General features: G+C 59.2%; 19 protein-coding genes. 8 read left to right on the forward strand and 11 right to left on the reverse strand.

From position 1 onward, the window contains the following. The 8 genes from ADN00_RS06695 to ADN00_RS06735 all read left to right on the forward strand — a co-directional run. A partial coding sequence (locus ADN00_RS06695) for an IS3 family transposase (RefSeq protein ID WP_152966225.1) occupies positions 1-97 on the forward strand: 97 nt, incomplete at its 5' end. A 430-nt stretch (positions 98-527) separates the two neighbouring features. Next, positions 528-746: a hypothetical protein gene (locus ADN00_RS06700; RefSeq protein ID WP_075062195.1), complete on the forward strand. Its 219-nt coding sequence runs from the start codon at positions 528-530 to the stop codon at positions 744-746. Positions 747-1,156: 410 nt separating this feature from the next. Further along, the gene (locus tag ADN00_RS06710) at positions 1,157-1,441 is read left to right on the forward strand and encodes a hypothetical protein (protein WP_075062197.1); all 285 of its coding nucleotides are present in this window, start codon (positions 1,157-1,159) and stop codon (positions 1,439-1,441) included. A 175-nt stretch (positions 1,442-1,616) separates the two neighbouring features. Beyond that, the gene (locus ADN00_RS06715) at positions 1,617-4,004 is read left to right on the forward strand and encodes a Lon protease family protein (protein ID WP_075062198.1); all 2,388 of its coding nucleotides are present in this window, start codon (positions 1,617-1,619) and stop codon (positions 4,002-4,004) included. A gap of 185 nt (positions 4,005-4,189) precedes the next feature. Further along, positions 4,190-5,716, forward strand: coding sequence for a gluconokinase (locus ADN00_RS06720; RefSeq protein WP_075062199.1), 1,527 nt, complete (start codon positions 4,190-4,192; stop codon positions 5,714-5,716). Between the two features lie 71 nt (positions 5,717-5,787). After that, positions 5,788-7,047, forward strand: coding sequence for a lactate racemase domain-containing protein (locus ADN00_RS06725; RefSeq protein WP_075062200.1), 1,260 nt, complete (start codon positions 5,788-5,790; stop codon positions 7,045-7,047). Between the two features lie 180 nt (positions 7,048-7,227). Further along, positions 7,228-7,674, forward strand: a complete 447-nt coding sequence (locus ADN00_RS06730; RefSeq protein WP_075062201.1) for a hypothetical protein — start codon at positions 7,228-7,230, stop codon at positions 7,672-7,674. Positions 7,675-7,733: 59 nt separating this feature from the next. Further along, positions 7,734-8,510: a hypothetical protein gene (locus ADN00_RS06735; protein ID WP_075062202.1), complete on the forward strand. Its 777-nt coding sequence runs from the start codon at positions 7,734-7,736 to the stop codon at positions 8,508-8,510. 114 nt (positions 8,511-8,624) lie between these two features. On the opposite strand, the gene ADN00_RS06740 is transcribed toward ADN00_RS06735, so the two are convergent. The 11 genes from ADN00_RS06740 to ADN00_RS06790 form a co-directional block, all read right to left on the reverse strand. Continuing rightward, complete coding sequence (locus ADN00_RS06740) at positions 8,625-9,662, reverse strand: [LysW]-lysine hydrolase (RefSeq protein WP_082389954.1); 1,038 nt, start codon at positions 9,660-9,662, stop codon at positions 8,625-8,627. Then, on the reverse strand, positions 9,659-10,825 hold the full coding sequence (locus ADN00_RS06745) for an aspartate aminotransferase family protein (protein ID WP_236691490.1): 1,167 nt from the start codon (positions 10,823-10,825) through the stop codon (positions 9,659-9,661). Before ADN00_RS06745 ends, ADN00_RS06740 begins: the two co-directional genes overlap by 4 nt. 18 nt (positions 10,826-10,843) lie before the next feature. Continuing rightward, positions 10,844-11,653, reverse strand: coding sequence for a [LysW]-aminoadipate kinase (locus tag ADN00_RS06750; protein ID WP_075062240.1), 810 nt, complete (start codon positions 11,651-11,653; stop codon positions 10,844-10,846). Between the two features lie 18 nt (positions 11,654-11,671). Beyond that, positions 11,672-12,706, reverse strand: a complete 1,035-nt coding sequence (gene argC, locus ADN00_RS06755; RefSeq protein WP_075062205.1) for an N-acetyl-gamma-glutamyl-phosphate reductase — start codon at positions 12,704-12,706, stop codon at positions 11,672-11,674. After that, on the reverse strand, positions 12,703-13,605 hold the full coding sequence (lysX, locus tag ADN00_RS06760; protein WP_075062206.1) for a lysine biosynthesis protein LysX: 903 nt from the start codon (positions 13,603-13,605) through the stop codon (positions 12,703-12,705). Before lysX ends, argC begins: the two co-directional genes overlap by 4 nt. Before the next feature lie 27 nt (positions 13,606-13,632). Continuing rightward, positions 13,633-13,803 carry a lysine biosynthesis protein LysW gene (gene lysW, locus ADN00_RS06765; RefSeq protein WP_075062207.1) on the reverse strand — a complete coding sequence of 57 codons (171 nt, stop codon included), beginning with the start codon at positions 13,801-13,803 and terminating at the stop codon, positions 13,633-13,635. 44 nt (positions 13,804-13,847) lie between these two features. Further along, on the reverse strand, positions 13,848-15,110 hold the full coding sequence (locus ADN00_RS06770) for an argininosuccinate synthase (protein ID WP_075062208.1): 1,263 nt from the start codon (positions 15,108-15,110) through the stop codon (positions 13,848-13,850). A 294-nt stretch (positions 15,111-15,404) separates the two neighbouring features. Then, a complete protein-coding gene (locus ADN00_RS06775) occupies positions 15,405-15,926 on the reverse strand; it encodes a hypothetical protein (protein WP_075062209.1) in 522 nt (173 codons plus the stop codon). Positions 15,927-16,071: 145 nt separating this feature from the next. Then, on the reverse strand, positions 16,072-16,791 hold the full coding sequence (locus ADN00_RS06780) for an energy-coupling factor ABC transporter ATP-binding protein (protein ID WP_075062210.1): 720 nt from the start codon (positions 16,789-16,791) through the stop codon (positions 16,072-16,074). Then, positions 16,782-17,585 carry a cobalt ECF transporter T component CbiQ gene (gene cbiQ / locus ADN00_RS06785; protein WP_075062211.1) on the reverse strand — a complete coding sequence of 268 codons (804 nt, stop codon included), beginning with the start codon at positions 17,583-17,585 and terminating at the stop codon, positions 16,782-16,784. Before cbiQ ends, ADN00_RS06780 begins: the two co-directional genes overlap by 10 nt. Further along, positions 17,582-18,541 carry an energy-coupling factor ABC transporter permease gene (locus ADN00_RS06790; RefSeq protein ID WP_082389955.1) on the reverse strand — a complete coding sequence of 320 codons (960 nt, stop codon included), beginning with the start codon at positions 18,539-18,541 and terminating at the stop codon, positions 17,582-17,584. The genes cbiQ and ADN00_RS06790 overlap by 4 nt, the downstream gene beginning before the upstream one ends. Positions 18,542-18,570 lie beyond the last annotated feature (29 nt).

Raw genomic sequence — 18,570 nt, forward strand, 5'->3', positions numbered from 1 at the left:
CTTCGAATACATCGAGGTTTGGTACAATCGCCAAAGGCTACATTCATCTTTGGGCTATCTCAGCCCTATCGAGTTCGAACTTCTTTCTGGACATTAACCGTGTCCACTTTTTAAGGGATATTCCAACAGGGTATTAAGACTCAGGGGATAAGCTCTCTCCCTCCTCGTCCCCGAACATGTCCAAATCCCCCAATACCCGACAGGGTATTAAGACCTAAGGGAATCAAAAAATCAGCCCCCGACTTGCAATCGGGGTCCAAATCCCCCAATACCCGAACCCGCAAGGGGCGCTTGCGCGAGGGTATTAAGACTGTAGGGTGGGTTTCGCTGGCGCTGCACCCACCCTCTTCCAGAATCCCCCATACCCGAACTTGAAAATGAGCGCTTTTGCAAGGGTACTCTAAAGTACAATATTCATAAGCAGTACCAGGAATCACATTCCTCCTTAACCGCGAGGTTATTAAGGCCAACGAGAAGGCTTTTTCCGATTCAATTACAAGCGAAGAAATACGACGAAAGGGTTGGATATGGGAAAATTCAAGGAGCCTGATAGCAATAGTTTTGAAGAGCCCGGCGAGAGCAATCAGGATAAAAGCGGCGCGAAAAACTTGCCGGAGCGAGTGGATTTTGACCACTCCATGAGCATTGACGAGATCCTTGATGTTATCGAAAAGATGTCCGATGATTACAAGAAAAGCAAGGCCAAGCAGAATGATGAAAAAGAGGGGAAAGAAAATAAAAAATAGCATTACAATCCCCCAATACCCGAACCCGCAAGGGACGCTTGTGCGAGGGTATTAAGACAATGAGGCCACTTGAACCGGCTCGCATCTTGCCACCATCAGAATCACCCAATACCCGCACCCGCAAGGGGCGCTTGCGCGAGGTATTAAGACATCCAAACACGATCCTCTGCATCCAATGTGATTGTGCCAACCTCCCCCAATACCCGCCTGTCGAGGGTATTCTCGTAATTTAAGCTTGCAGCACATACCCGCCCTGGCGCATATACCCTCCCCTGGCTTGCCGGGGGAGGGCAGGGAGGGGGTCAAGAATAAGTCTCAACAATCTCTCCATACCAGCCATAGTCGCCCGGTGTTTACCACCCACAGCCGCCTGAGCGTTGCCACACCACACAAACCCAGGGAGGAAAATCATGAAAGACAAAGAAATCAAATACACAGGCGAATACGAAGACAACATTCTCAAAATGGAAGCGCCGGTCCAATTGAACGAGCGCGAAATCCAGGCCTTCATCGACCTGGCCAACCGGCACCCTTTTGTCGAGAATTGTTCCTACAGCCATCCTGACCAAATCTTCATCATCGAGTTCGACCCCGGCCAGGAATTGGAACCCATGGACATGGTCATGCTCGGCACCCGTTTTATGGATGATGCCATCTTTGGCTATCCGGTCAAAATCAACACCCCAAAAGATTAGCCTGAGGTTGGTAAAAGAACCGCCTACCAGCCCGCTGCAATCCAAATTCCTCAACACCCGCTCTGGCGCATATACCCTCCCCTGGCTCGCCGGGGGAGGAAAACCCGCACAGCCTTGAATACCACACTGACCTCGTGCAATAATGGTATTAAGTCATAAATAAGGAGGGTGTGGTATGGACTCCGAGTTTGATTTCCGTTTGCTGCCCGAACAGCTATCCCAAAAATGCGATCCAGACAGTTTTGCCTTCACCACCACTGATGAACTACCAGAGCTGGAAGACGTTGTAGGCCAGCCCCGCGCGTTTCAGGCATTGCAACTCGGCAGCGAATTGAAGGGCAGCGGATTCAATATTTTTGTGCTTGGCCTGCCCGGTTCTGGAAAACTGACCCTCACCCGCCAGTACCTGGAGAGAAAAGCCAGAAAGCAGGCTACACCCCCCGACTGGTGTTACGCCTACAATTTCAAGAACCCCCACCACCCTAAAGCCATCTGCCTGCCCGCCGGCCAGGCAATAGAACTGCGAGAAGACCTGAAAAACCTGATCCTCCAGGCGCAAAAACAGATCATCAACGCCTTTGAGAGTAAAGAATATACCTATCAGAAAGAAAAAATCGCCGAGAAGCTCAACCAACAGCAAGAAGCAGAACTGTCCAGATTGCAGCAGCTCGTCAGCCAGCATAATTTTCTACTCATCAAAGCCCCGTTCGGATTTGTCATTGTGCCGGCCAAAAACGGCAAGCCCTTAGAGGCACAAGACCTTGAAAACCTGCCACCCGAAAAACACCAGGAGTTGGATGAGCTGCGGCTGCAGTTCAACGCCGAATCACAAAAAACAGTGGAAAAGCTGCGCCAGATGGAACAGGAAGCCTATAAGGAAGTTCACAACCTGGACGAAAAAACCGCTGCGTTCATCCTCGAGCCGTTAGTCTCCCATTTGGTTAAGAAATATCAGGATATTTCCGGGGTAGTGGAGCATTTCAGCGCGCTCCAAGCGGATATCATTGAGAACCTGGAAACGTTTCGCCAGGAAGAAGAACACGGCCTGTCGCGCGAAGATTTGCTCAAGCGCTACGACCTCAACATCCTGGTGAACAATCAAGATCAAAAAGGCGCGCCGGTCATCACCGAAAACCAGCCCTCCTATTCCAATCTATTGGGCAGAATTGACCACGAAATTGTGATGGGCGTTACACGCACCAATTTCACGCTGATCAGCCCCGGGGCCCTTCACCGCGCCAACGGCGGCTACCTGCTCATCCCCGCCCGCGACCTGCTGCTCAGCCCCTATGCCTGGGAAGGCCTCAAGCGCACCCTGCGCGAAGAAGCCATCCGCATTATCAGCCTGGAGATGCAGTATGGGCTTTCTGGCACATCCACCATGGAACCGGAAGCCATTCCCCTCAACGTCAAAATTGTGCTCATCGGCACGCCGTTGTTGTATTACCTGCTCCAGGCAAACGATGAAGATTTTGACAAACTGTTCAAAATCCGCTCCGAGTTTGCCTCCAGCATGGAGCGCACCCAAGACACCGAATATGAATATGCGTTGTTCGTCAAGTCTGTGGTTAAAAAGAACAACCTGCCGCCCTTTCACCGCTCTGCGGTCGCGAAGATCATCGACCAGGGATCCTGGCTGGTGGATGATCAGCAAAAACTCTCCACCCGCTTTGGAAAAATTGCCGACCTGATTCAAGAAGCAGCTTATTGGGCAGGCAGCCACAATCATTCCATCGTTACCGCCGAAGATGTTAACTACGCCATTCAGAAAAGCACGTTCCGCAATAACTTGATGGAAGAAAGAATCCACGAAGCCATCGCGCGGGAAAGCATTCTCATCAACACTACCCACAGTGTCGTCGGGCAGATCAACGCGCTCTCGATCATTTCCATTGGAGATAACCAGTTCGGTTTTCCCAGCCGCATCACTGCATCGGTCAGCCCGGGCAGCGCGGGGATCATCGACATTGAAAACGAAGCCAGTCTGGGGGGGCCCATCCACACCAAAGGTCTTCTGATTGTGAGCGGCATTTTGCGGGAGCGCTACGGAAAAAGCAAACCCATCAATCTATCGGCGAGCATCACCTTCGAGCAGTCTTACGGCGGCGTCGAGGGAGACAGCGCCTCGGCCGCCGAAGTGATCGCCCTGCTATCGGCCATCGGCGGGGTTCCCATCCGGCAAAACGTGGCCATCACCGGGTCGGTCAACCAAAAGGGAGAAATGCAGGCCGTGGGGGGCGTCAACCAGAAAATTGAGGGCTTTTTCACCATTTGCGCCCAAAAAGAATTGACCGGTTCGCAGGGCGTGATCATCCCCTGGAGCAACCGCCAGAACCTGATGCTCACTCAACAGGTGATCGACGCAGTCGCCAGCGGAAAATTTCACATCTGGGCAGTGAAATATTTGGATCAGGCCATTGAATTGATAACTGGTCTTCAAATAGGATTGCCTTCAGAAAAAGAAGAAGAATTTGAACCCGGCACATTCAATTACCTGGTCAATGAAAAAATAATTGAGTTTAATCAATCGCTGAAGGAACAAGAAGCGGCAAAAAAGACCTGAAGAAAAACACCACAAAGCGCACACAAGGGGGCCTGGATGCCATTTGGGTGATCAGCCGGGAGGGTGCTATCGCGACACCCAATCTGTCAAGACCGTGAGAATTTTCTGCTGCGTCCGGCAGGCCAAAACCGCTTAACCCCGTCAATTGGGCGCTCAAAAAACCATATTCCTTCTATAATAATAAAATGATGAAAACCCTTTCTTTTGCCATCGGCATCGACCTGGGAATCGGGTCTTGTAAAACAGTTCTGCTGGACGAATCGGCCCGCATCTTAAGCCAGGCATCGGCCGCTTACCCCGCCTCCGACACGGCCAGCCGCTGGCAGGAACAGCGTCCCGAAAGCCTGCTGGAAGGGCTGATCACCTCTGTGCGCAGCGCCGTTCAAACCAGCGGCCTGAACCCGGCCAACTGTCTGGGCATCACCATCGGCGGGGCCCTGCACAGCCTCACCGCCCTGGACAAGCGCGATCAACCATTAATGGGCCTGCTCACCTGGGCCGACAGCCGCGCCCACCACCAGGCCGGGCAAATTCGCCAGTCCGGGCGCGCTCACGACCTGTATCTGCGCACCGGCTGCCCCAGCCATCCCCTTTACCCTTTCTACAAAATTTTGTGGCTGCGCGAGAATCACCCCGATGCATTCGCCAAAGCAACCTGGTTCCTGTCTGCCAAAGAATATGTTCTCTACCGCATGACCGGCAAGCGCATCGTCGATTACAATGTGGCGGCCGGTTCGGGGTTATTAAACACCCTCAACCTCGGCTGGGATAAAGAAATGCTCTCGCTGGCGGGCATCAGCCCCGAGCAGCTTTCCACCGTCGCCGATCCGCGTGAATTTGTTGGCTGGCTTAAACCCGCCCTGGCCACCCAAATGGGTCTTAACCCGCACACGCCGGTGATTTTGGGCAGTTCCGACGCCGTCAATGACAGCCTGGGCGCCGGGGCAGTTTCGCGCCGCCAGGCAGCCTGCATGGTGGGCGTCAGCGGAGCCATCCGCTGCCTGCAAACCCAGCCCGCCTTAGACGCGCTAGAGCGCGTATGCTGCTACGCCGTCGACCAAAAGCACTGGCTGGTGGGCGGAGCGATCAACAACGGCGGCCTGGCCGCCAGCTGGTTCAAAGACGCGCTCTCCAATGGAAAGGCCGACAGCCCCTCCACGCCCGACTTCGACGATCTGCTGGCCTGGGCCGCCGAAATCCCGGCCGGTTCCGAGGGGGTCTTATGCCTGCCCTTCTTCACCGCCGAACGCAGCCCCTATTGGAACACCGATGTGCGCGGAACTTTTTACGGCCTGCAGCTCGGCCACGATCAACGCCACCTCAGCCGCGCGCTGCTGGAGGGCGTCGCGTTCCGGCTGCGGTCGGTGCTGGACTCGCTCGATGAAACCATTCCCAACCTGATGGAACTGCGCGCCTCCGGCGGGTTTGTGCAGTCGCCCATCTGGCTGCAAATCACCGCCGATGTGCTCAACCGCCCCCTCCACATCCCGGCGGTCAAAGAGACCTCGGCCATGGCCGCGGCTTTCTGGGTGTTTCTCAACGCGGGTGTGTTCTCCTCGTTTGAAGACCTGGCAAAACTGGTGCCCATCGCGAAGCAGGTCGAGCCGCTCGCTGAGCACCAGCCCATCTACCACCAGCAGTACCAGAGATACCAGGAACTCTACCGCGCTTTGCTGCCGGTGTTCAAACCACCATCTACTCCATCTTCCTGATCGCCAGCCCAGAAAATGAGCAGCCGCCGCACCCGGCTCTGATCCGCCGGTACGCGCGCTGAGGAGTTGGTATGCTGCAGCACCAGATCATTGCCCCGGCCGGGCAGACACTCATCGAAGACGAGATTCGCTCCGCGCTGTTCCTGCACCTCGAAAAACAGTTCAGCGGCCAGCGGGTCCTGGTTCTAATCCCCGACCACACCCGCTCCATGCCCCTGCCGTTCCTCTTCCGCGGCCTGACAGAAGCCCTGCGGGGTGTCCGCCAGTTGGACTTCATGGTCGCCCTGGGAACGCACGCCCCGCTCTCCGAAGCAAGTCTCAACCAGTTGGTGGGCATCAGCGCCGAAGAACGCCGCGCGCGCTGCGCGCACATCGGTCTGCTCAACCATGCCTGGAACGACCCTTCGGCCCTGGTCTCCATCGGCGCCATCGAGAAAGACGAAATGCGCCAGCTTGCCGGGAATGATTGGCACGCCTCCCTGCCAGAGCGGGTGGATATCCGCATCAATCAGGCCGCCCTGGCTTATGACCACATTCTGATTCTTGGCCCCACCTTCCCGCACGAAGTGGCCGGTTTCTCCGGCGGGGCAAAATACCTGTTCCCCGGCATCTCCGGCCCCGACATGATCAACGCCACCCACTGGTTGGGCGCGCTGGCCGGTGTATTGAAAACCATCGGCGTGAAAGACACGCCGGTGCGCGCCATGATCCATGCCGGGGCGCAGAAAGTTCGCACGCCCATCACCCTGCTGGCGGCGGTGGTGGAAAACCAGGCGTTAAGCGGTCTCTTCATTGGCGATTACCGCTCGGCCTGGAGCGCCGCCGCCGACCTCTCCGCGCAGCGCCACATCCGCTGGTGTGACCGCTCGTACCAGCGCGTGCTTTCCTGCGCCCAGCCCATGTACGACGAATTGTGGACCGGCGCCAAAGCCATGTATAAATTGGAGCCGGTTGTCGCGCCGGGCGGGGAGCTGATCATCTACGCGCCGCACCTCGATACGGTCAGCCGGGTGCACGGCAAATCCATCTACGAAATTGGCTACCATACCCTGCCCTACTTTGTGCAGCAGTGGGACCGGTTCAAGCACGTCCCGCTGGGTGTGCTGGCTCATTCCACGCATGTGCGCGGCGCGGGGAACATGGAAAATGGCATTGAAAAACCCAATATCCGCGTCACGCTGGCCAGCAAAATCCCCGCCGAAGACTGCGCCCGCCTTAACCTGGGCTATCTCGACCCGGCCAGCATCCACGCGGCCGACTGGCAGAACCGCGAAGAGGAGGGCATTCTCTATGTGCCCCATGCCGGCGAGATTTTATACCGGCGGCGGTAAGCCTTCCCCCAAATTTCCTTCGTGTTTCAGAAAAAACCTGCCCTTGGAATTTGCCATCCGGGCAGGTTTTTTCATTGTTTATGCAATTTTTATGGTTTTTTTGCTTTTGGCGGAAAATTTTACGCGGTTTTGTAACGAATCTTTATGTTTATCGTCTCAACATCTAGAGAATTAATTGCAATGAAACCACTTTTGAAGCGCTTCGTTCTCTTTGGCATACTGCTGCTCCTCCTGCTGGCTCTTCCCGCCTGTAACGGCAGCCCAACCGGCAGCGAATCAACTGATTCAGAACAGCCGCCCATCGCGCCCCATGTCATCACGAACAGCCAAACCCCTTTGCAGAGCGCCCCGCCCACGCCGATCCCCGCCGATGAAGACATCATTGACGAAGCCATCTGCGCCGACGCCGAACCCGATCCCATTGCCGAAAGCATCGCCAGCACCTATGAAGTCCCTTACCAGCAAATCATCGACTGGTACTGCGCGGGCAGCAGTTTTGACGACATTCTGGTGGCTCTTGAAACCAGCCTGGCAACCGACATTCCGGCAGAAACGCTGCTGAGTATGCGGGAAGAAAAAGAGTGGGAAGATATTTGGGTAGAGATCGGTTTTACCAACGATCTTTAATCTCTTTTTCGTAATCCAAACGAATTGAAAAACAGCCTGTAAGTCAATGGAGGCAAAAAATGAAAAGTTTGAAAAAAGCGAACCTGTTTCTAACGATATTGATTGCCCTGACAATGGTCTTTGCCGCTGTGCAGCCGGCCTTCGCGCAAGAAGAGACCGGGCCCACCGAAATCACCGGCGAGGTAGTGGCCATTGTACTGCCCACCGAAACCGAACCCGGCAGCTTTGACGTTCAAACCGAAACGGGCATTGTCACCGTGTTCCCCGCTGAAGGCTACGACTTCACCCTGCTGGAAGTGGGCGACATGGTGGTGGTATCCGGCACCGAGAACGAAGACGGCAGCCTGGCCGCGGAAGAAATCACCATTGAAGAACCGCAAGAGCCCGAAGAACCCGAAGAGCCCATGTACCCCAACCAGGGCTACTACTGCACCCAGTCTGAAGACATGCACCCGATGGGCGCGCGCCTGGCCGAACGCTACGGAATGGACTACGCCACCCTGCAGGGCTGGTTCTGCGAAGGACACGGCTGGGGCCAGGTGATGCTGGCGCTGCAAACCGGCGCGGCCATGGAGATGGACCCCGCCCTGCTGCTGGAAGCCCGCGATGCTGGCGAAGGCTGGGGCAACATCTGGAAAGAGCTGGGGCTGATTGGCAAGCCGGATAAAGACAAGGACGATGACGACGACATGGAAGAGCCTGAAATGGGCGCCGATGATGACGACAAAGGCAAGCCCGATTTCGCCGGCCCGCCCAGCAACAAAGACAAGGATAAGGACAAGAACAACACTCCCAACCCTAACAGCTATAAAGATAAAGATAAGAAAAATAAATAACCCGGGCAGGTGAGCTTCACCCAAGGGCCTTATTGGTAGAAATTGAAAAGTCGGCGTCCTCTTTCAGGACGCCGACTTTGATTTTCGCACTGTTTATGTGTGCATTGAAGAGCATCAATCCATTATACGCGCCAGCACGCGGGTCAGCACCCGCACCGCCGCGGCGTACTCGCTCAACGAGATGTGTTCGTTGGGCGCGTGGTCCAGGTTCGAATCGCCCGGCCCGTAAGCCGCGATGGGGCACTGCCACAACGGCGCAACCACGTTCATGTCGGCCGTGCCGGTCTTGAGCACAAAGCCCGGCTTGCCCCCCTCATTGCGGATGCCATCCAGCAGGGCGCGCACCAGCGGGGTGTTGCGCTCGGCGCGGTGCGCCGCGATGGCATAGCCCATTTCCATCACCTGCGCCTCGGGCAGCCGAGCGCGCGTCTGCGTTACAAATTCCTGCGGCGACATGTCAACCGGCAGGCGCGCGTTGACCTTCAACTTCGCCCAATCCATAAAACCGTCATCGCCAGAGTTCATTCCACGCAGCGAGATCAAGAGCTGCTCAAACGCGCCCTGGCGTTCTTCATTAAATATGTTAGCCCAATCGACCAACTGCTGCCAGCCGGCCACCGCCCGCTCACAGACTGGCCGGGTATTCCCGGCACTGTGGCCCACCGCCTGTTGCCAGGTCAGTTCCAGCCAGACGCTGCCTTTATAGCCCAGTGTTACCCGGTCCCAGCGGCTCGGTTCGCCGATCACGGCCATCTCCGGGCGATAGACGTCCTTCACATAGCGCGCGCCCGGTGAATCAGCTTCCTCGCCTACCGCGCCGATCACCACCACCTGCCAGCCCGCCCGCGCGCCCGCGGCGGCGGCCGCGTCGGTGAATGCCGCCAGCGGACCCTTGGCGTCCACGCTGCCGCGCCCGTAGAAGTCGTCGCCGTCCACCCGCAGCGCAATCTCGCCTGGAACGGTGTCGATATGGCCCAGCAGCACAATCTGGCGCGGACCGCGGCCCAACACGCCCACCGCGTTGCCGGCCGGGTCAACAAAGGCTTTATCATATCCCAGCGCGCGCATGCGCTCGACTAAAAAGCGCACCGCCGCGCCTTCCGCGCCAGAAGGGCTGTACGCCGCCACCAGGCCGGTGAGGGTTTGGCTCATGCGCTTAATACCTCGATCAAGGCCTGTTTGACGGTTTGCAGCTGCTCCCCGCTGATCACCAGCGGCGGCAGCAGGCGGATGACGGTCAGCCCGGCCGGTAAGGCCAGCACGCCCTTCTCGGCCAGCGCGCCCAGCAGCCCGGCCACTTTGCCGCGCGTCTCAATCCCAATCATCAGGCCCTTCCCGCGCACTTCGCGCACCGCCGGCAGATTAAGCGCGGCGATCTCGTCCATCAATGCCTTGCCCAGACGAGCCGCGCGCTGCGGGAGCTGCTGGCCTTCCAGCAAATCCAGCACCGCCAGGCCGGCCGCGCAGGCCACCGGGTTGCCGCCAAAGGTGGAACCGTGCACGCCGGGGGAAAGCTGCGTTACGCGCTCGCCCAGCAGCACCGCCCCCATCGGAATGCCCGCCGCGATGGATTTGCCCATCGCCACCAGATCGGGCTGCAGGCCGTGATGCTGAAAGGCAAACATCTGCCCCGTGCGTCCAAAACCGGTCTGCACCTCGTCGATGATCAGCAGCGCGCCGCGCTGGCGGCAGATCTCCTGCGCGCCTTGCAGAAACTCGGCGCTGCCGGGGTACACCCCGCCTTCACCCTGCACCACCTCCAGCAGCACTGCCGCGGTGCTGTCATTCACCGCTTCTTGCAGCTTTTCCAGGTTGTCATACGGCACATGGCTGAAGCCCGGCACCAGCGGCTCAAACCCATCGCGATATTTCTTATTCCAGGTGGCCGAGAGTGAGCCCAGCGTGCGCCCGTGGAAACCGCGCATGGCGGCCACAATCCCCGGCCGCCCGGTGGAATAGCGAGCGAACTTGATCGCCGCTTCCACCGCCTCGGTGCCGGAATTGCACAGATAAGCCCGCTGCATTCCCGGCACCAACCCGCACAGGCGTGCCTGGAATTGGGCGCGGGTGGGGTTGTGAAACATCTCCGGGCAGATCATCAATTTTTGAATCTGCTCCTGAATGGCGGCGATCACGGTGGGCTGGCAGTGTCCCACATTGGCGGTGCCCTGGCCGCCCACACAGTCAATGTACTCGCTGCCCTGCTCGTCGTAGAGCAGCGCGCCGCTGCCGCGCGTGATCACCAGGTCGCGTTTAGCGTAAATTCCCGAAGAATATTGGCCTTCGAGCGCTTTAATATCCAACATCGTTTCCATCATTGCCTTCCTTCCCGGCTAGCGCGCGGTGATGACCGTGCCCTGCCCCTTCAACGCCGCGCTGATCGGCTGCGCCACGCGCCCGTCGGCGATGATCACGCGCCCCACGCCGCCTTCCAGCGCCTCTTGCGCGCCCAACACTTTCTTTTTCATGCGCCCTTCGGCCACCTGCAGCGCGTCATCCAGGCGCGCCAGGGTCAGGCTGTGAATCAGGGTGCTCTCATCGGGGAAGGAGCGCATCAGCCCCGGCACAGCGGTCAGCAGCAGCAGGTTTTCGGCTCCCAGCGCGGCCGCCACCATGGCGGCCGCGCGGTCGGCGTCTACATTCAGCGCCTCACCCTTCTGGCTGGCCGCCAGCGGCGCGATCACCGGAACAAAACTGCCTTGCAGCAGCATCTCCAGCAGTCCGGCGTTGACCTGCTCGATCTTGCCGGTATAGTCGTCGCGGATCAGTTTGACTTTGCCGTTTTCCACGCTGCGGATGGTATCTTTGCGCGTGGCTTGCAGCAGGCGGCCGTCCAGGCCGCTTAAACCCAACGCGTTCACGCCCAGCATTTGCAGCTGCTCCACCAGAAAGGTGTTCACCTTGCCGTTCACCGCCATGGCGAAGACTTCCAATGTGGCACGGTCGGTGTAGCGCGAAGAAAACCCGGAAGGCGAAACCACAAATTTGGGCGGGGTGCCCAACTGCTCGCCCAGCGCATTGGCCTCCGCCGAACCGCCGTGCACCAGCACCAGCCGCTGCCCGCTTTGCACCAACTGCTGCGCGTCCGCGCAAATCGCGCCAAAATCCACACCTTCGGTGCCGCCCAGTTTCACTACGGTAATCGCTTCCATGATTCCTCCTTATACCGGGTGCAAACCGGGGAAGCTCAGCCCCAGCGTCTCGTCGAAGCCCAGCATCAGATTCATGCACTGCACCGCCGTGCCAGACGCGCCCTTCATCAGGTTGTCGATGGCGCAAATGGTGATCACATGCCCGCTCTCGGGGTCCAGATCAAAACCCAGGTCGGCGTAGTTGGAGCCGGCCAAAATTTTCGGCTCCGGCACGCGGTACACCCCGCGGCGCTCCTTGACCACCCGCAAAAAGGGATTACTTGCCGCCGCTTCGCGGTAGGCTTTCCACAGGTCTTTGGCTTCCACCCCGGCTTTCACCGTGGCATGGCCGGTGGCCAGCGCGCCGCGCACCAGGTCTACCGAGGTCATCGTCAACGAAACTTTACTTAATCCCAGTTCCTGAATCACTTCGGCGGTGTGGCGGTGGCCGTAAGGCGCGTAGGTGCGGATCACGCTGCTGCGCTCGGGATGGTGGCTGCCGGGGTTTTCACTGGCCCCGCCCTCCGATGACCCTACCTTGATTTCAAAAATCACCGGCAGGCTGGTGTCGATCAGCCCGGCCTGCAGCAGCGGGTACATGGAAAGGTTGCAGGCGGTGGCATTGCAGCCCACCCCGCTCACATAGCGCGCGCTTTTCAGCTCTTCGCGGTGCAGTTCGGGCAGGCCGTAGGTAAATTTGGGCAGCCATTCCGGCGCGGCGTGCGGCTCGCCATACCATTTCTGGTAAGCGGCCGGGGCCTTGAGGCGGAAGTCGGCCGACAGGTCAATAATATATTCAAATTTCTGTGCCAGTTCTTCTATTTTGTGTTGCGCTTCGCCGTGCGGCAGCGCCAAAAAGCACACCGGGGTCGGTTCCAGCACGTCGGGAGAAATAAATTTAAGCTGGCTGACTTTGCGTAAATTGGGGTGTGTCTGGTACACATACTCGCCCATGCTGCGCCGCGAGGTTACTTGGGTCACTTCCACCTGCGGGTGAAAGGCCAGAATGCGCAGCAGTTCGCCGCCGGTATAGCCGGTGCCGCCAATAATGGTTGCCTGAATCATAGGGCGCTCTCCTTAACCAGCTCGCCGCGGCGTTCAAAATGCTCTTTGGCCACCGCCAGGGTATAGTCCACGATAATTCCCGCGATGTCCACGCCGCTGGTTGGCTGGGCGGTATGAAACTCCATGGTGTGATTGACTTCATTGATCAAAAAGCCGCGCTGCGGGTGCTCCAGCACATCAATCGCCAGCACCCCGCCGCCCACGGCCTGGGCGGCGCGCACGCAGATCTCTTCCAGGTCGGGCGTGATCGGGCAGACCTCGCCCTCCCCGCCGCGCGCCGTGTTGGTGATCCAATGCGGCGATTTGCGGTAGATGGCGGTTACCGCCCGGTCGCCCACCACAAAGATGCGAATATCGCGGCCCGGTTTGTCGATGAACTCTTGAATGTAAAAGATCGAGTGCTGGTACGAGCCCAGGGTGGATTTATGCTCCAGCAGGGCTTCGGCCGCGTCGCGGTCGTTGACCTTGGCCAGCAGCCGCCCCCACGAACCCACCGAAGGCTTGAGCACCACCGGATAGCCAAACTCTTCTATCGCTTCCAGCGCCGACTCCGGGGTAAAAGCCACTTTGGTACGCGGCTGCGGCACGCTGGCCGCCGCCAACGCGGCGCTGGTAGCGATCTTATCTCCGCACACTTCGGCCACTGCCAGGCGGTTCACCGTGGGAATGCCCCACGCGCCGAACACCCGCAGCGCGTACAACCCGCGCGCGTAACTGATGCTCCGCTCCAGCAGCGCGTCATAGTCCAGCCAGCTGCCGGGATGGTCCAGGTCAAAATAGACATTGCGGTCATCCAGCCGCTCGTAATCCACGCCGCGCTCTTCCAGGGCGGCAAAGATCCATTTTTCTTCCACGCGCACGCGCGAGTAAAGCACACCGATGCGGGGACTGTTGTGCATGGCCACCTCTTTACAAAAGTTGATGAATTATTCGCCCCAGTCTTCTTCTTCCATCGGGGCCGCTTCCACTGCGGGCGGGTCCAGTGAAATCACTTCCAGGTCCAGGCCGCAATCGGGGCAGACGATGATTTCATTCTGCTCTACACCGGCTTCCAGTTCAAATTCGGCGGCACATTCGGGACAGGTTACAGTAGACATGGTTTTTTCTCCTAAAAAAATGAAATTTGGTTATGAGACCTGCGTCAGTCTCTTTTGAAACGGGTGAAATCAGGCTTGGGAATTTTCCCGCCGGGGGTCAGGCGGTTGAGGGCGCGCACCTTCAGGTGCAGGCCGAACACGTTGGTAAAGCCCTGCGACTCCTGCTGGTCGTAGACGTCGTCCAGACCAAAGGTGGCGTATTCGTCGCGGTACAGGCTGTTGGGGCTTTTACGCCCCACCGGGATGATGTTGCCTTTGTACAGCTTCAAGCGAATGGTGCCGCTCACCGGGGTTTGGGTGCTGTCAAAAAAGGCGTCCAGCGACTCGCGCAGGGGCGAGAACCACAGCCCGTTGTAGATTAATTCAGCGTATTTCAGCGCCGCGCCGGCTTTGAAGTGCAGGGTGTCTTTATCCAGCACCAGCGATTCCAGCTCGCGGTGGGCGGCGGTGAGGATCGTTCCGGCGGGGGTTTCATATACGCCGTGCGACTTCAACCCCACCAGACGGCTCTCCACCAAGTCGGCGCGCCCAATACCGTGCATCGCCCCCAGGCTGTTCAGGCGCTGGATCATCTCCAGCGGGCTGAGCGCCTCGCCGTCCACGGCTGTTGGGTTGCCGTTGTTAAAATCAAGGGTTACATAAGCGGCCTTGTCCAGCGCATTCTCCGGGGATGCGCTTAACAAATACATTTCCTCATCCGGCGCGTCCCAGGCCTCTTCCAGCGGGCCGCCTTCGTGGGCGTAATGCCACAAATTGCGGTCACGGCTGTAGACGCGTTTCTCTCCGGCCGTAGCCGGTACGGGGATGTTGTGCGCCCGCGCGTAAGCCAGCGCGTCTGCCCGCGTGCGGATGTCCCATTCGCGCCAGGGGGAGATCACCGTCAGGGTCGGGTCGAGGGCCATGTAGGTCAACTCAAAGCGCACCTGGTCGTTGCCCTTGCCGGTGCCGCCGTGAGCCAGCGCGTCCGCGCCCAGTTCTTGCGCCACGGCCACCTGGTGCGCGGCGATCAACGGGCGCGCCAGGGCGGTGCCCAGCAGATATTTGCCCTCATAGACCGCCCCGGAGTGGATCAGCGGGTACAGATAGCTTTCCGCGAATTCGGCTTTCAGATCGCGCAGCACAAACTGGCTCGCGCCGCTGGCCAGCGCCTTCTCTTCCATCTGGTTAAATTCGCCACCCTGACCGATATCCGCCGTGAAGCAGATCACTTCGCAGCCGTAGTTCTCGATTAACCACGGCACAATATTCGACGTATCCAATCCGCCTGAATAGGCCAGCACCACTTTGTGAACTGCTTTTTTGGGCATGCAACCTCCATCTTTCCAATGACCAGCCAACTAAATTTTGATCATAATAAAAAAACCTCCCCATTCGGGAAGGCCTGGTGTGCGTAAGCAGGATTAAGATCGTCTGATCGCGTGCGCTATCTCACCCAACGGCAAACCTCCCCGGTGGCAAAAGCCAGGGGTCGTCGCGCGATTCGGGTAACCAACAGATTCACATTGATCATTGCGGTTTATACTAACAAATTCACACCCGCGCGTCAAGCACCCGCGCGGAATCCTTAACCAACTCTTAATAAAATGCGGGCTTCCACCCGCTCACAGGCTGATAAGCAACAGCCACCACGGGTCTCCGCGCCCGGCCAGGGGCGGGCAGCCAAGCGCGTCGGGAAAGCATTGGTAGTAGCCGAGCTGGTCGGTCATCTGCCAGAAATTGCCGGCGCTGTGCGCGGCCACCGCCAGCGACACAAACGCAGCCGCCGCCAGCAGCATCCAGCCGCGGGTCAACCTGCCGCTGCGCTGGTACAAGAGAATGCCCACACTGACGATCAGCGTGCAGACCAGAATGAAGGGCGTTTTATAGACGGTTGAAATTTCATCCAACAGGTAGAGAAACGCGAAGGGAATGTTATAACTCAACACCACCGCCGGGCCGATCCATTTTTTCCACAGCAGCAGCATGGCAATCGCCACCGCCGCCAGAAACAGGCCCATCGCCGCTTGGACCGAAATGGGCGCGGGTGGGAAGCCCTCCGCCGAAACCGCCAGCGCCAGCAGCCACAGCGGCAACAGACTGGCCGCGCTTACACTCCAGGAACGTGGATGCCGATTGTCTTCCATTGTCTTACCTTGCGATCAGCCGCAACGCCAATTCCAATGAACAAACCCCGCTTAACCGCCGCGGGTGATGGTCCGGCCAATGCCTTGATTCCATTATAGCGAGTTTTCAGGGAGTCAGATGAACGCATCCAGAAATTCGAAGAACTTATAACCCGTTCGCCAGCAGCAGAGTTTCGTCGTCCAGCAGTTTCTCTGTCGGTCCGTCGGCCACAACGCGGCCTTTGTGCAGCAGCACCGTCCGCGGCAGCAGATCGCGCGCCAGGGCCAGGTCGTGGGTGGCCACCAGCATGGTCTGCGGCATTTCTTTAAGCAGGTGAATCAGCTCGCGCCGCGCGCGCGGGTCCAGTCCGGCGCTGGGCTCATCCAAGGCCAGCACCTGCGGCTGCATGGAAAGCACCGTGGCCAGGGCGATGCGCTTCTTCTCGCCAATGCTGAGGTGATAAGAAGAGCGCCGGGCAAAATCATCCATGCCCACTGCCTCCAGCGCGGTGCGCACGCGCTGCTCAATCTCGGCTGGCGGCAGCCCCTGGTAAACCGGCCCGTAGGCCACGTCTTCAAACACGGTGGGCGAGAAAAGCTGGTCATCCGGCGACTGGAATACCATCCCCACCAGCGCGCGCACGCGCGGCAGGTTGGCCTGGGTCAGCTCCATACCGGCCACCCGCAGCGCGCCGTCTCCATTCAGAATGCCGTTAAGATGCAGCAGCAGGGTCGATTTACCCGCTCCGTTGGCGCCGATCAGAGCCACTTTCTCGCCGGGCGACACCTGCAGGCTTAAATCGTGCAGGGCCTGGCGGCCGTCAGGGTAAGTGTAATTCAGCCGTGTGATCTCAATCACATGCGAAAAGGTAGAATCTATTTCCATAAGAGTGCCAGAAGATTGACCATTAGAAAAACCCATAATCCGCCAACCAACAGCCAGCGGTCCGCGGCGGCCAGCGGATGGTGCTGCGCCTCACGCGCTTCGCCGTCGTAACCGCGCGCCAGCATGGCCTGGTACACCCGCTCGCTGCGCTCCAATGAGCGCAGCATCAGGCTGCCAGCCATACCGCCGGTTACTTTGGCGCGCCAGGCCAGCGTCCCGCCTGTTCTCAACCCTGGCTGCGCGGAACGGGCGCTGCGGCTGGCGCGCGCCCGCAGCAGGCGGCGGGCTTCGGCCAGCATCAGGTCGAGATAGCGCCACATCAGGCCCATCACCGCCACCAGCAGGCGCGGCAGTTTGAGGGCGCGCATGGCTGCCAGCAGGGCCGTTTGCCGCGTGGTAGCCGAGAGCAGAATACCCGCCTGCACCGAGAGCCACACCTTCAGCAGAATGGATGCGGCCCGCTCCGCGCCGGTCAGGCTGGCCGTCAGCGAAAGAGAGCCCAGCCTCAGGCTGAACCAGGCCGGCCCCGGCAGGCTGAACACCAGCGGCATGGCGGCCAGCGCGAACGGCACGGCAATCAACGAGCGCCGGTAAACCCAGCCCACCCCCAGCTCCGAAAGCACCGCCGCCGCCGTGATCAGCGCCAATAAAAGCACATACACCGCCCAGGCTCCCTGCGGAGCGAGGGCGGTGGTTAGAATGTACGCCAGCGCCAGCGCCAGCTTCACCCGCGCGTCGAGCCGGTGAAGCGGGCTGGAGAAAGGCTGTGGGGGAGCAAATACAGACGCGCTCACGCCTGTTCAGAAACCGCTTGCTTGCGGCGCGCCAGGGTAACCCCGCTCACCGCGGCCAGCACAATCATCACGCCAATCACGCCCGCCAGAATGGTGGCCAGCGCTTCGTTTTGGATACCCGGCAGCACATAGTCGGGGATAATTTCAAACCAGGGACCGCGGGCAGCCTCAAGGAAGCCAGCCTGTTCAGCCACCCACTCCAATCCATCGGGGTGCGAAGAAGCCAGCGGAGAGAGCACCGCCAGCAACGTCGCGATCCCCAACCCGCCAACCAGTAGTCCGCGGCTGTGTTTGGCCGGGGTTTGCGCGGCAGAGAGCAGGTCTGGGCGCGCCGCCAGCACAAAAGCCAGCGCGCCAATGGTGATCAGGCCTTCACCCACCCCGATCAGGGCATGAATGCCCGCCATGGCCGGTACGGCCACCTGCACCGGAGACGTGCCGGAAAGCGCCAGCTGCAGCGCGCAAGACAGCGAAGCGATAAAGATCGAGGCCCAGGCCGCCAGAAATCCGCTGGCTAAAATGCCCCAGCGCTGCCCGCCGGTGAGCTTTTGCGCCAGGCGGTAGACGGCGTAGCCCACCGCCACGCCCACCACCGCCATGTTGAAGAGATTCGCGCCCATCACCACCAGACCGCCGTCCTGGAAGATCAGCGCCTGAGTGGCCACCACGGCGGTCATCACCAGCACCGCCGCCCAGGGACCCACCAAAATCGCCGCCAGCGCAGCACCCAGCAGGTGACCCGAGGTGCCGCCCGAAACTGAGAAGTTGAGCATTTGCCCGGCAAAAATGGCCGCGGCCAGCACGCCCATCAGGGGCGCTTCACGCTCGCCCAGATCGCGCGAAACGCGCCGCAGGGCCACCGCGATGACCAGCACCGAAATAACCCAGAACAGGGCCGAGACCAGCACCGAAAGAAAACCGTCGGGAATGTGCATGGGAGTAGGTGAAAAATGCATGATTTCTTTTCTCCTTGGATCGTGAAGTT

This window comes from Ornatilinea apprima (assembly GCF_001306115.1).
Taxonomy (GTDB): domain Bacteria; phylum Chloroflexota; class Anaerolineae; order Anaerolineales; family Anaerolineaceae; genus Ornatilinea; species Ornatilinea apprima.

Bases quoted from the DNA above. Each gene is read 5' to 3' on its own strand.
- lysX (WP_075062206.1), bottom strand. From the start codon at position 13,605: ATGCACAACAGTCCCCGCATCGGTGTGCTTTACTCGCGCGTGCGCGTG.
- ADN00_RS06790 (WP_082389955.1), bottom strand. From the start codon at position 18,541: ATGCATTTTTCACCTACTCCCATGCACATTCCCGACGGTTTTCTTTCG.
- ADN00_RS06700 (WP_075062195.1), top strand. From the start codon at position 528: ATGGGAAAATTCAAGGAGCCTGATAGCAATAGTTTTGAAGAGCCCGGC.
- ADN00_RS06745 (WP_236691490.1), bottom strand. From the start codon at position 10,825: ATGGAAACGATGTTGGATATTAAAGCGCTCGAAGGCCAATATTCTTCG.
- ADN00_RS06730 (WP_075062201.1), top strand. From the start codon at position 7,228: ATGAAACCACTTTTGAAGCGCTTCGTTCTCTTTGGCATACTGCTGCTC.
- ADN00_RS06710 (WP_075062197.1), top strand. From the start codon at position 1,157: ATGAAAGACAAAGAAATCAAATACACAGGCGAATACGAAGACAACATT.
- lysW (WP_075062207.1), bottom strand. From the start codon at position 13,803: ATGTCTACTGTAACCTGTCCCGAATGTGCCGCCGAATTTGAACTGGAA.
- ADN00_RS06715 (WP_075062198.1), top strand. From the start codon at position 1,617: ATGGACTCCGAGTTTGATTTCCGTTTGCTGCCCGAACAGCTATCCCAA.
- argC (WP_075062205.1), bottom strand. From the start codon at position 12,706: ATGATTCAGGCAACCATTATTGGCGGCACCGGCTATACCGGCGGCGAA.
- ADN00_RS06780 (WP_075062210.1), bottom strand. From the start codon at position 16,791: ATGGAAATAGATTCTACCTTTTCGCATGTGATTGAGATCACACGGCTG.
- ADN00_RS06720 (WP_075062199.1), top strand. From the start codon at position 4,190: ATGATGAAAACCCTTTCTTTTGCCATCGGCATCGACCTGGGAATCGGG.
- ADN00_RS06725 (WP_075062200.1), top strand. From the start codon at position 5,788: ATGCTGCAGCACCAGATCATTGCCCCGGCCGGGCAGACACTCATCGAA.
- ADN00_RS06740 (WP_082389954.1), bottom strand. From the start codon at position 9,662: ATGAGCCAAACCCTCACCGGCCTGGTGGCGGCGTACAGCCCTTCTGGC.
- ADN00_RS06775 (WP_075062209.1), bottom strand. From the start codon at position 15,926: ATGGAAGACAATCGGCATCCACGTTCCTGGAGTGTAAGCGCGGCCAGT.
- ADN00_RS06735 (WP_075062202.1), top strand. From the start codon at position 7,734: ATGAAAAGTTTGAAAAAAGCGAACCTGTTTCTAACGATATTGATTGCC.
- ADN00_RS06770 (WP_075062208.1), bottom strand. From the start codon at position 15,110: ATGCCCAAAAAAGCAGTTCACAAAGTGGTGCTGGCCTATTCAGGCGGA.